Here is a 12,875-nt window from a genome sequence, read left to right as displayed (position 1 = left end):
TAAAATAAAATCTTAGATGAACTAAAAGCCCATCAGGTTTCACTTGATGGGCTTTTAGTTTTTAATCAATCAGACAAGCCCATAATTACTCAAGTTTTAACCGCCCGAGCTCCTTTTGAATATCTCACTTTTCATTGTTCTGAACGACTGTTCAAATAAGCGCTTGAACGATCGTTCCATTTTGATCTATATTGTTTCCACGCCAACGGAGAATAGCCACACATTACTTCGTGAAGGAATAAATCTAGAATCAGAATCGATAGGAATAGAACGATGAGCAATTTTAAAATTCACTCAGTAGAATCCGCACCCGTGCAAAGCCAACCTATTCTTGAAGGTGCAAAAAAGCAGATGGGTCGAGTTCCGGGGTTATTTGGTGTGTTAGCCGAATCTCCAAATACTCTGAAAGCCTACAGAGAGCTTCATCAGCTGTTTAACGATTCGTCTTTTAATGCAGAAGAGCTGACAGTGGTGTGGCAAACCATTAACGTTGAACACGAATGTCACTACTGTGTACCTGCACATACAGGCATTGCACACTCAATGAAGGTTGATCCTGCAATCACCGAAGCGCTGCGTAATCGCACAGCAATGCCTACTGAGAAACTGCAAGCTTTGCATGATTTTACGCTAAGCATGGTTCGCAACCGCGGCAATGTGTCTGAAAGTGAAATGGCAGCATTCTTTGAGGCGGGTTATGGTCAACAACAAGTGTTAGAAGTGATTCTTGGCTTGTCTCAGAAAGTGATCAGTAACTATGTAAACCGTGTTGCTGAAACGCCAGTAGACAAGGTGTTCGAACAGTTTGCATGGCAAGGTTAATCTAGTTAGCTGGTTTGTTGCCAAAAATAAAAGCCCTGCATAGTTGCAGGGCTTTGCAGCATGAGCTGAATAGCGTTAGCTTGTCACTTACTTCGAGTTACTTAATGCTGCTTTAAGTCTTACCAAAGCGTCTGCTAATACTTCTGCAGGACATCCTAGATTTAGACGAATAAACCCTGAACCTTCTTCGCCAAACGCACATCCCATACTCGGCACAATACCGGCTTCAATAAGCTTTTGTTCCAACGCTTGATCACTGATTTGTAAGGCTCTGCAATCTACCCAGGCTAAGTAGGTCGCTTGCGGTTTCACAAATCGAATATGAGGCAGTTCTGTTTTTAAGAATCCATCAAGACTATGGATGTTGTCTTGTAAGTAGTGTTTTAAGTCGGCTAACCAAGAATCACACTCTTGATACGCTGTGGTCGCTGCTGACATTGATAGGCTGTTGAAGCAATCCATGCCATGAGCATCTAAACGGCGAACAAATTTTTCCTTTAACTCCAAATTTGGAATGATGAAGTTCGAGGTTCTCAGTGAAGATAAACCAAAGGTTTTACTTGCTGCCGTCGCGACGATGAGCTTATCGGTCAAAGCCGTCGGTAACCTTAATGACGAGTAGAATACATTGGGAGCAAGCGTTAGATCGCTCCAAATCTCATCACTGATTAGCCAAACATTGTATTTTTGGCAGAGTTCGGCAACCTGTGTGATTTCTTGCTCTGTCCACGCTCTGCCTGTCGGGTTGTGAGGGTTGCAGAAAATTAAGGCTTTTGCACCACTGGCGAAACAATCTTCCAAGTGAGCAAAATCAAGCGTGTATTGCCCTTCTGATTCGATCAGTGGATTGTTTAGTACTTTGCGGTCGTTAAGTTCGATGATCTTGCGAAACGAGCCGTATCCCGGGCTTTGGATGACGATTTGATCATTCTTTTCCGTCAACATTTGCAGTGCGATCGCGATACCGGGTAACACGCCGTGTATTGTCGCCATCCACTCTTTTTTAATGTTGGTATCGTGTTGTTCTTTAAACCAATTGATCGCAGCGTGGTAATAGTCATCCTGACGCTCTGAGTAACCAAAAATACCATGGCTAACGTCTTTAGTTAGACGGTCTAGAACATTCTTAGGCGCTTGGAAGTCGTAGTCTGATACCCACATCGGCAGTAGATCTGAGCCTTCTAGCCCAAGCTTCTGCTCCATAAAATCCCATTTTACCGAGCCAGTATTTCGGCGGTTAATTGTGTTGTCGAAAGCGTTCATTAGATGTGAGCCTTACTTAGTGCTGTGAGCTAGAGAAGATTCTGCTGAGTCTTCTAACTGTTCTGGTTTTGCAGGTGCGATACCAAATCCAGTGAAGCCATAAATCAGAGCGAAAATGATACCGGTGTAACATTGGATAGCCCAAGGGAGGTAATCTAACGTTGCCACACCTAGTGTGCTTGCCATGTAAATACCCGCAGCGGTCCAAGGAACCAGTGGCTCGATAATCGTGCCTGCATCTTCGATGGTTCTTGATAGGTTCTTCGTATCTAGCCCCATTTTGCGGTAAGCGTTTTGGAACAACTCACCAGGGATAAGAAGTGCGAGTTTGCCGTCAGAGGTCGTGAATACTACCGTGATGGTTGCAACAACTGTTGCCGCAATCAACTGTCCTGTTGAGTGAATTAGGTGTAGGAATCGACCGAGTACCACATTCAAAGCACCCGTTAGGCTTAAAATTCCAGCAAAAGAGAACGCACAGAAAACCAGTAGGATAGTGCTCATCATTGAGAACAAACCGCCACGGTTTAGCAGCTTAGATACATCAGGAATCAATCCATCAATCGCCGTACCTTTTGCTTCAAATAGAGCAACATTGAAGCCGTCTACATAAGCTTGGAAACCTTGTTGTAGAGAGAAGCCTTGTAAAACCATACCCAATACAATCGCAAGTGCAGATGCACCTAACATTAGTGGCAGTACAGGTTTTTTGGTTAATGCACCCCAAAGAATCATCACAGGTGGGATAATCAAAAGAATGTTGAAGTTATAAAGGCTGTCTAATCCAGCAAGAATTTGAGTCACTTTTTCTGGCTCGCCAACGGTTGTAATGTCAGCGCTTTGACCAGCAAAGAAGAACACAACGGATGCAATTACAAAGCCAGGTAACGTTGTGTAAAGCATGTGCTGAATGTGTTCGTAGAGCGTGGTGCCTGAAACGACAGGAGCAAAGTTAGTAGAGTCTGAAAGAGGGGAGATCTTGTCGCCAAAATATGCGCCAGAAACAACAGCACCCGCGGCAGCTGCCAGTGATACATCTAGACCGGCCGCAACACCCATCAGCGCGACACCAACGGTACCCGCAGAGCCCCAAGAAGTACCAGTACATACAGAGACAACAGCGGTAACAAAAAAGGCGGCGATGAGTATGTATTCGGCACTGATGACTTTAAGCCCCCAGTAAACCATGTAAGGGATAGTACCGCTGATCATCCAACTGGCAATCAGGCCACCGACAGATACCAAAATCAAAATGACAGGCATCGCTTTTGCGAGTTTCTCAACGATCGCGTTGATGATGTCATCCCAGTTGTAGCCCATCTTCCAAGCTATACATGCTGTGAAAGTCGCAGAAATGAGTAGCAGAACTTCAATTCGAAGTCCTAATACACCGTATCCAATAGCAAGTAGTGCAAACATAACGGCGATGGGCGCTAGTGCTAATCCGAACGATGGTAGAGGCTTTGAGTTATTCATATTTGTTGTCCTCAGGTGAATGTAGGGTTTGTTCGGAGTGGATAATAAGCGTGCTCTGAAGTCGAAAGTGCGACTTCAACACTGTTTTCATGTAAGCGGTTACATGAGGTGTGTACATGAGATTTTGGTCACGTTTTGTTTGATTTTAGCGCTTGATTGGCTTTACGGTCTGTCTTTCAACCAAGGTTGCTTCGAATTTATGCTGCTTCGGTGGCGCGTAACCTGTGGACTTCAATTTAATCGCCAGGTTAGCCGCATAAGTCGACATCTCATCAATCGGGTTGTGCATAGTGGTTAATCTAGGGTAGAGGTAGCGAGCCAGTAGAACGTCATCAAAGCCGATGATAGAGATATCGTTGGGAACCGAGATACCTTGATCTTGTAAGCTGGTCATTAAGCCTGCGGCCATCACATCATTAAAGGTAACGGCGGCTGTCACCTCTGGACATCGGCTGGCTATGATGTCGCCTGCTGCCTCCCCTCCAGATTCACTGAAGCTCTGGCTGATGATCCAGTTAGGCTTGATTTCGATATTGGCGGCTTCCATTGCATCTCGGTAGCCCTGTAGTCGGTCGGTTCTATCTTCAATGGGCAGATCACTTGATACGTAGGCAATCTGTTTGTGTCCGAGTTGAATTAGGTGCTGAACAGAGACTTGGGCACCAAGTCGGTTGTCTACCCATACTGAACGGTTTGATATCTGTGCGATGGTTCGGTTGAGTAACACCATAGCGGGTAGTTGAGCAGCGTAACGAAGTAAGGTTTCGTCATCGAGCATTTTTGAGTGGATAACCATGGCTTCACAGCCTTGACTGATAAGAAAATCGAGCCCTTCTTTTTCACGCTGAGCATTGTGACCACCACTGACCACCACCAGCTGGTATCCATTGGTTCTGGCGACCTCTTCAACGCTTTTAGCGACAAGTGCAAAGAACGGGTCGGCTAAGTTCCCTGTTAGCAAGCCGAGTGTATTATTGCTGCGGCTTGCTAAGGCAGTAGCGCGCGCATCTCGGTGGTAGTTAAGCTCTTTCACCGCTCGTTCGACACGTTCCAAGGTGATGGGCTCAACATAACAGGTACGGTTTAATACACGTGAAACCGTTGCTGTTGAAACTCCTGCAAGTGCTGCGACATCTTTTATGGTTGCCACGTTTTGCTCCACTAGGCATTGAAAGGCTGCGAGTGTAGCGAATCTTTGCTGTTGAAAATGTTAATAAGGTCAAACCTTGTTAACGCTAATCAAGTGAGTTTAGCTTGGTAATATCTAGCGCGTGTGCTTAGCGATTATATGAGCTAGCGTGACCACGCCTTCTTTCCACTCTTTTGTCTCTTCGATATTGGCAACAGTGAAGCGTAAGCAGTGCTTATATTGGTCATTGGTACCAAACACTGTCCCAGGTAAGATCCCCAGTTTATGCTTTAAGCAATCTTGATAGACAGCGTAGCTATCGACGGATTCCGGCAAGGTTATCCAGTTTAAAAATGACCCTTCTGGCTTTGATAGGTGGTAGCACCCGACAAGATGCGGGTAACTATCTAAAGCTTGTATTAACAGGCTTTGAAATTGCTTTTGATTGGTTTGATAGAGGCGCTTCATTTTGGATAAGTGACTACGATATTTACCCGTTGTGAGGAACTGTCCCACTGCCGATTGCATTAGGTTGGAGCTCCCCATGTTGTCGCACAATAGGTACTTTTCGATCAAAGGCTGGTAACGACCGGATAGTAGCCAACCGACTCGCAAGCGTGAGTCTAAGGTTTTTGATAGGGAGTTGACGTAGATGACTCTGTCTTGGTTATCGAGCTCTTTCAAGCTCGCAATCGGTGCATCAAACGCCAAACTACCGAACACATCGTCTTCGATAATCGGCAAAGAGCCGGTTATCTCCAACAGTGCTTTCCGGTTAGCTAATGGCATCCTTGAGCCAGTGGGATTAGTGAAATTAGGCGTTAGCAGAATAGTGGTGACATCCCATTTATCAAGCGCACTTTGTAACGATGGAATGTCGATTCCGTGGCTAACACTGCTTGGTATCTCAAGAGCCTGTAAACCAAGCGATTCGAGCAGCAGTAAGTTACCGAAGTAACAGGGTGATTCAACTGCCACGATGTCCCCCGGCTTGGTTAGCGCACGCAGCGCCAAACTGATCGCTTGTTGTGCGCCATGAGTGATCGCTATCTCTTTCGATCCCGCGGGAACGCCGAGATCATGGGTGATCTTTAACAATTGTTTTACTAATTGTTCATCGCCGGGCGGTAACTGGTAATAACCGGGCAGTTGAGTTTGCAAACGACTGTGGCGACCAATTTCGGCATACAAGCTACGGATCGCGGGGTTGTTGATATTGGGGTGTGCAGAGCCTGCTAAGAGTTTTAATCGCCCTTTTGGCCGTGTGAGCACCGACTTAGTCACCGATAACAGATCAACTTTTTGAGGTTGGCTTGGTGCATCCCAACTTGTTGTGTTGGGTGTCTTCACCCGATAACCTGATTTGGGCACTGAATATACCCAACCTGTTGCTTCCAGCTCTTGGTAGGCTCGAATCACGGTGTTTTTACTCACACCAAGCTGCTCACTTAATTGGCGAATGGAGGGAAGGCGATCATCTGGGTGATAGAGCCCTTTATCAATCTGAGCCTTAATGTGTTGTTCGGTGGCGAAATATTTATTGCCGCTAAGTTCTACTTCCACGCTGTTTCCCCTCGATGCTCACACTCAATCTGTAACCGTTTAAAGTGTTATATCTGTATCTTTATTAGTTATCTGTACCCAACTAAGGTAACAGCATTGATGAAGAGTTGACCAGAGGTTTGTGATGCTAATTAAAATGATACCGTTCGTGTTTGTAATATTGTGGTCGTCGGGTTTTGTTGGTGCCCGTCTGGGTGTTGAGTACGCGGAACCTGCCACATTACTTTCACTTAGGATGGTGGCGAACGTCGCGTTGTTCTTAGTTTTAATTGCCATCCTTAAACGACAGATTCCAAGAGGACGTGCATTTTTCCATGCTTGTGTGGTCGGTATCTTGATCCATGGTTTCTACCTAGGGGGCACATACTTAGCGATAGATTGGGGTATGCCTGCGGGATTGAGTTCTCTACTGGTTGGCCTGCAACCGATTCTCACAGCGTTGATTATGGTCAGTTGTACATCCCAGCGTTTTAACTTCGCGCAGTGGTTGGGGTTAGCGCTTGGTTTTGCCGGAATTAGTTTGGTATTGATGGGCAACATTGAGTGGCAATCTGACGATCAAAAAGGCATGGCGACCTTACTGTGCTTAGTCTCGCTAGTCGGTATTACATGCGGCACTTTGTACCAGAAGCGCTTTTGTCAGGGGACAGATATGGTGGGTGGCGCTATGGTGCAATACTTGGCTTCGGCAGCGCTGTTTTTGCCGTTCGCAATGCGCTACGAAACTATGCAGGTTAATTGGACTGTGGAATTTACGTTAACGCTAATCTGGCTGGTGGTTGTGTTGTCTTGTATCGCAATACTGTTACTGCTGTACATGGTAGAACATGGCGCATCTTCAAGCGTTGCATCGGTGTTCTATCTCGTTCCACCGACAACAGCAATTCAAGCTTGGCTTATCTTCGGTGAGTCGTTCGACATCTACGGGGCAATGGGCTTCGCGTTGTCTGCCGCCGCGGTTTATCTGGTGGTGAAAAAGCCCAATATTTTGAGAACCCATCGTTTAAGTGCAAGTTCGACCTAAGCTGTGAATTTTAGGAAGGGACAAATAATAAAACGCCCGACATGAGAATGCAGGGCGTTTTAGTGTTGTGCTAGAAGTTTTATAGATTAGAAGTGACCTACATTTATTAAGTTTGTAAGGATTTACTGTACTTCGATAAATTAATCAAAGACTTAGCATTTAGCTTTTGAAGCAAGCGGCTTTTATAGGTGCTTACCGTTTTTTGACTTATATTGAGGTGATTCGCGATGGCTTTGTTACCCACGCCATCTAGTAGTTGTCTTAGCACTTCACGTTCCCTTACGGAGAGCGAGTCCAATGGTGTGGGTGTCGTGTTGATTAAAGGTGTTTCATCCGTATCTTGCCCTCCGTAATAGATGATTTTTTCTATCATCTCGTTGAGTTCGAGACTTTTGGTTATGTATGTAGCACCTAGCCCTTGGCATAAGGAGTCATACAGTGGATTGTCCTCCCCTGAGATGAAGATAACTCTTCCTATAAACTCGGTTTGGCGAATCTTTTCGACTAGATGAAAGCCACTTTCGTCGGTTAAGTTCACATCGACAATCAGCAGGTTGTAAACATTGTCCCGCATATAATCTAACGCTAATTGAGGAGTGGTAACACAATGCGCATTTTCGACACTTTGTTGCTCAAGTAATGCATTTTTAAGTGCAACGCCAATTATGGGTTGATCATCTATTACAAGAACATTGAGTTTTTTAATTTCTGTTGCGGTTTTTTGTTCAACAAGCGATTGCTGAAGATCGTGAATCGACATAGGTCGACCCGTAAAATAACCTTGGCATTCATCCGCACCCATGTTCTTGATATATTGCCAAGTATCAGCATCTTCTATCCCTTCGACAACCACATTTAAATGCAACGCTTTTGCCGTGCCGATGCAGAGCTTGACGATAGATGCATTTTGGTAATCTTGAATCACATTGCGAACAAAGCTGCGATCTATTTTCAGAATATCAAAAGGTATCTGCGTGATTTTCTCCAGTGATGAATAGCCTGTGCCAAAGTCATCGATGGCGAGCTTAACTCCAAGCAATTTAAGTCGAGCTAAATTGATGAGGGAATTAGCATCCGAAGAATAGATATGACTTTCTGTAAGCTCTAGAACAAGGTTGTTGTAGTTGAACCCTTCACGTTCACAAGCCTCAATAATTTCATTACAGATATCACTACACTCAAGGTCTCGTTGAGTGAAGTTGATCGATAGCTTGATCGGCATTGTTAAGTTTAAGCTTTGAATTGCTCGGATAGACTTGTTGAGTACAGTACAAAACAACAAATTGTAGTGTTCAGACTTGGTGATGTATGACAAAAAGTGGTTTGGCGTTAACACCCCCAGCTCTGGATGGTCCCACCTTACAAGCGCTTCTACACCGACAATTTTGTCAGATTGAAAGTCCACTTGCGGCTGGTAATAATAGAAGATTTCATCATTTTCTATCGCAGATACCACTTCAGACTCAGTAAAGGTGAAGTGTGGTTTGTTGTGCTCTAGATGTTGTGTGGTTTGCGGCGTGCTCGAAGAAACAATTTTTGAGATGCAGTCGTGTGTAAAGGGTTTTTTTAAACTGTGTACACTTTTGAATCTTAGGGTTTTACAGGCTAGGTAAGTCAGCTTAATCACACTCGTTTCACTCGAGCTTAATATAGTGATAGTGGCTGAGCGTTGGTATTTAGATATTTCACGAAGTAGTAAGATCCCATCAGAGTCGGGCAACTGTATATCACAAAAGATATGGCTATACTTCTCATTGGTGCAGAAATCAAGAGCACTCTGACTCGTATGAGCTATCGTGATTTGCGCAATACCTAGGTCATTCAAGAGCAACTTTAATGAGATGGCTTGAATACGATCATCTTCGATTATTAGAATTTTCATAGGGCGTATCACTTAAACTAAGGGATTGCTTCGTCTGCAATCTTTATTATTTTTATTAACTCATTACAGAGTCGTTCGTTGTAAATAGGGTTGTGATATTCAAAGCTTTCCATTTCTTCCGTCAACTCTACGATATGTTGGATCTTTAGAAGTTGAGCTGCTCCTTTCACTTTATGGGCAATTTTTTTATAGTGGCTAGGGTTGTTAGACAAATCTTCAATATCTGATGAGAATGACTCGCGGATCACCTGTAATAATTCTTTTTGGTTTGATTTTTTTATGTGGTTAATCCACTCAAAATGTTCTGAGCCTGATTCGTTTATCGTTGTGGGCTTTTGTTCCTCTTGATTCAACGGCAGGTGATGTCGCAATACATCAATCAGATCTTTCAACTCATAAGGTTTGTAAAGTACGTCACTCATACCAACATTTAAGCATTCAGCATGTGTCGTTTTAGGATCATCAGCAGTACAGCCAATGATAGATATGTCTGCATTTTTCTGACTATTGCGCACCTGTTGTGTGAGTTCAAAACCATCCATAAATGGCATGTGATTGTCTGTGATCATCAGATCATATTTCGTTGGATCTTGCTCAAAGAGAGCAATGGCTTCTTGCCCATCAGATGCAATCGAGCAGTCGATCCCAATCTCTTCAAGCTGTTGCTTAATCATTAGTTGGTTAATTTTATTGTCTTCTGCAACCAAAATATGAGCAGAAAATTGTACTAGGTTGGGCTCAACATCAAGAGTGGATTGGGCAAAAGAAAGTAGATAGGTGTATATCTCGCTAGGAAATTTTTCATAGGTCTCATCGAGAAGCGGGGCATTAAATGGTTGGCTTCCTTCGTTGTATATCCCCCACTCAGCTAACCATGAATTGATAAGAGATGAGGTTGAATCAAACTGTATTAATGGTACGTCTGGTTTTGAACCAACATCGTGCAATGGTATTGATACCGTGATGCTAGTACCGAAGTTGATTTCAGATGTGATATCTATGCTGCCTTTAAATTGTTTGATTATGGTATCTACAATTGTCATACCGAGCCCGGTACCTCCGAACCGACGTGATGTGCTGTTGTCTGCCTGCACAAAAGGTTCAAATATGGTGTCCACTTGCTCTGAGGTCATTCCAATTCCAGTGTCTTGTACTTGGAAGTGGAGATCGCTCTGTTTTATAGAAATGGTAATAGTGACCGCGCCATATTCGGTAAATTTTATTGCATTAGAGAGTAAGTTCGATATGACTTGTTGGATCTTATCCATGTCAGTCGACACCAAGATAAGAGGGGTTGGTTCCCAATACACTTTGAAATCGATGCCTTTTCCAAATGCATGGGATTGGTGAGATTTTAATATTGTGTCTATCCCAACCAAAATGTTGGTTTGCTCTATTACTATGTTGCTTTCTCCTGCTTCCATCTTAGAGAAATCAAGAATATCGCTCACATGATTATTTAGGATATACGCCGACTTACGTATGCTATCGATGAACATGTTCTGTTCTTTGTTGTTATTTTTTCGTTCTAGCAGCTCTAGAAGCCCAACGATGCCGTTGATTGGGGTGCGTAACTCATGAGTGATGACAGCCAAGAATCGCGCTCGGGTATCGATGGCTCTGTTTGCAATCTTATTTGCCTTCACTAACTCTTTCTTGTGGTTGTGGGCTTTGGTTGTGTCATCTAACACTAAAATCTGGAACTTCTTACCTGTTCTTGGGTTTTCTACGTGGTGCAAGTATCGTTTAAAGTAACTTTCGTTGTTCACGCAGTAAGTTTCATCAAATTCATCATTGTTTAAAAGAGGGTCGGCTAGCGCGCACAAGTTGTGCTCATTCCTGCACTTAGTGCAATTATGGAAATATTTACGATATGCCTTATTGGTGAACACTTGGTTATACCTGTCGTCTACTACTGAGACTAAAACAGGAAGATCATCAAGCAGAGTTGCAAACCAAAGAGCTTCTTCAGACGCCTTTTTCTTCTCATTGTATTGTGCTTGTAAGCTCTTTTGTAGGCGGTTTCGACGTAGAACATGGAATAGGAAAAGCCCTAAGATAATGAGTAGTGACGTGCCACTAATTATCATTAAGGTTCTCTTGTTATAACCGTAGTTGATTACCCCGAGGTTATATCGGTTCTTAAACTGCTCGATATGGAGATTTGTCATTGGATATAGCATTCGATTGATGAGATCCATGGCTGCGATGTGTTGTCCTCTCAGCACCATGCCTACTGGAACACTGTAGAAATTCTCAGTTTCTGCTAGTGCAATTTTTCCACTATAGCGAGCGAGAAAATCGTAGCCAATGACATCTTTGTTTAAGAAAGCACGACCAATATCACCATCAATCAATTCCTTAAATAGTTCATTTGGTTGGGTGTAAAATGTTAACGAAAATTCGTCACCAAATTTGCTATCGATGTAAGTATTGAAAGCTTCTGCTCGTGATAAAACACCAACATGCGGGCTGTCATTCTTCCCCGTTAATACTAGGAACTGCGCATTGGTATAAGGTTTAGATTGAATGATGCTATCATCGAATAGCTTCGGGTCATCAAGATTTGCGTAGGCTATTAAGTCAATTTTATTTTCTTTGAATAGGTCCAGAGCTTCTTCACCATGACTTTCAACATATTGAAAGTTAAGGCTAGTCCTCAATGAAATCTGTCTCAGTATGTCGATAACATAGCCGCTTGGCTTTTTCGTTTCTTTATCAATAAAAAGAGCAGGGAATATATCCCGCGTAATCGTATACCTAAGAGTGTTGCTACCCGAGTGTTCAGATATCTGTCTGATATTAGCTTGTGTTGCATGAAAATACTTATTATTGGAGTTTATTCCGCCATTGTTGTTTATATATGTAATAGCTTTATTAATAACGCTCTCTAAAACAGGTTCTTTATTTGAAATTATTATTCTGTTCTCTTCAATGTAATTATCATCAAATAGTTTTATTTGACCTGTTTCGTAGGTATTGAAGCTATAGTTGATCAGAGATGCATAGTTACTGGCAATGCCGTCGACAATACCTTCTCGAACCAATTCAATACTGGCCAAAAAGTCGAGAGCGGGCACAATCGTGTCGTATCGTTCTTGTAAATAATCGCAGTACGAGGAACCCTGAACACACGTCCAAGTCATATCACCAGGTTTTTCTTCAATGTTCTCAGGGACATCAACCCAGTAGGCCATAACTTCTTTGTAGATGATCTTAGAGAAAATAATGTTCTGAGAGCGATAACGACTATCACTATAACCTATTGATATATCTGAATCTCCAGAGCTGATGTCGTCGATCACTCCGGATATGTGTGGGAAGATTTTGGTTTCTATGGGTATGTTCAAGATATCACTGATTTGGTTGGTGATATCTTGGTGTATTCCTTTTATAACGCCGCCTTCGAATTGTGAGTAGGGCGGATAGTACATATCGAAACTAGCGACCACTAAATGACTTTTACTTTTTAAATACTGTTTTTCTTGTTCAGTTAACCTTAAAGACTCAATAGCTTTAACTTGTAATGATAATAACGACAAAAATAGAAAAATAAAAAAATTATTCAAGTTCTTCATATGAGCCTTGTCCCTTTAGATAAGGGATGCTTCACTTAAAATTAAATAGTAACGTTGTATTTATTATCAATGTAAATGTTATCTTCATTTTAATGATAATTAAAAACGTAACTTTACCAATTTTATCATCTTAATCGC

At 42.9% G+C, this 12,875-nt stretch carries 8 protein-coding genes; 2 read left to right on the top strand and 6 right to left on the bottom strand.

The genetic code is table 11. The features are described from left to right. The first annotated feature begins 273 nt into the window (after positions 1-273). Positions 274-822 carry a carboxymuconolactone decarboxylase family protein gene (locus tag OCV56_RS20645; protein WP_086714333.1) on the top strand — a complete coding sequence of 183 codons (549 nt, stop codon included), beginning with the start codon at positions 274-276 and terminating at the stop codon, positions 820-822. Between the two features lie 87 nt (positions 823-909). Here OCV56_RS20645 and OCV56_RS20640 read toward each other — a convergent pair whose 3' ends face one another. The 4 genes from OCV56_RS20640 to OCV56_RS20625 all read right to left on the bottom strand — a co-directional run bounded on the left by OCV56_RS20640 (position 910) and on the right by OCV56_RS20625 (position 6,253). Then, positions 910-2,085 carry a MalY/PatB family protein gene (locus OCV56_RS20640; protein WP_150330728.1) on the bottom strand — a complete coding sequence of 392 codons (1,176 nt, stop codon included), beginning with the start codon at positions 2,083-2,085 and terminating at the stop codon, positions 910-912. Positions 2,086-2,097: 12 nt separating this feature from the next. Next, complete coding sequence (nhaC, locus tag OCV56_RS20635) at positions 2,098-3,561, bottom strand: Na+/H+ antiporter NhaC (RefSeq protein ID WP_086714330.1); 1,464 nt, start codon at positions 3,559-3,561, stop codon at positions 2,098-2,100. A 145-nt stretch (positions 3,562-3,706) separates the two neighbouring features. After that, positions 3,707-4,711, bottom strand: coding sequence for a LacI family DNA-binding transcriptional regulator (locus tag OCV56_RS20630; protein WP_086714890.1), 1,005 nt, complete (start codon positions 4,709-4,711; stop codon positions 3,707-3,709). Between the two features lie 114 nt (positions 4,712-4,825). Next, positions 4,826-6,253 carry an aminotransferase-like domain-containing protein gene (locus tag OCV56_RS20625; protein WP_086714328.1) on the bottom strand — a complete coding sequence of 476 codons (1,428 nt, stop codon included), beginning with the start codon at positions 6,251-6,253 and terminating at the stop codon, positions 4,826-4,828. Between the two features lie 124 nt (positions 6,254-6,377). Here OCV56_RS20625 and OCV56_RS20620 point away from each other — a divergent pair, with 124 nt between their 5' ends. Beyond that, entirely contained in the window at positions 6,378-7,277 is a 900-nt protein-coding gene (locus tag OCV56_RS20620) for a DMT family transporter (protein ID WP_086714327.1), read from the top strand. A gap of 106 nt (positions 7,278-7,383) precedes the next feature. Here OCV56_RS20620 and OCV56_RS20615 read toward each other — a convergent pair whose 3' ends face one another. After that, positions 7,384-9,159 carry an EAL domain-containing protein gene (locus tag OCV56_RS20615; protein WP_086714325.1) on the bottom strand — a complete coding sequence of 592 codons (1,776 nt, stop codon included), beginning with the start codon at positions 9,157-9,159 and terminating at the stop codon, positions 7,384-7,386. A 17-nt stretch (positions 9,160-9,176) separates the two neighbouring features. After that, positions 9,177-12,737: an ATP-binding protein gene (locus OCV56_RS20610; protein ID WP_086714324.1), complete on the bottom strand. Its 3,561-nt coding sequence runs from the start codon at positions 12,735-12,737 to the stop codon at positions 9,177-9,179. Positions 12,738-12,875: the final 138 nt, after the last annotated feature.

Source organism: Vibrio gigantis, assembly GCF_024347515.1.
GTDB classification, from domain to species: Bacteria; Pseudomonadota; Gammaproteobacteria; order Enterobacterales; family Vibrionaceae; genus Vibrio; species Vibrio gigantis.
Note: the sequence above shows the minus strand (reverse complement) of the source record. Positions and strands in the feature narration are given on the sequence as shown.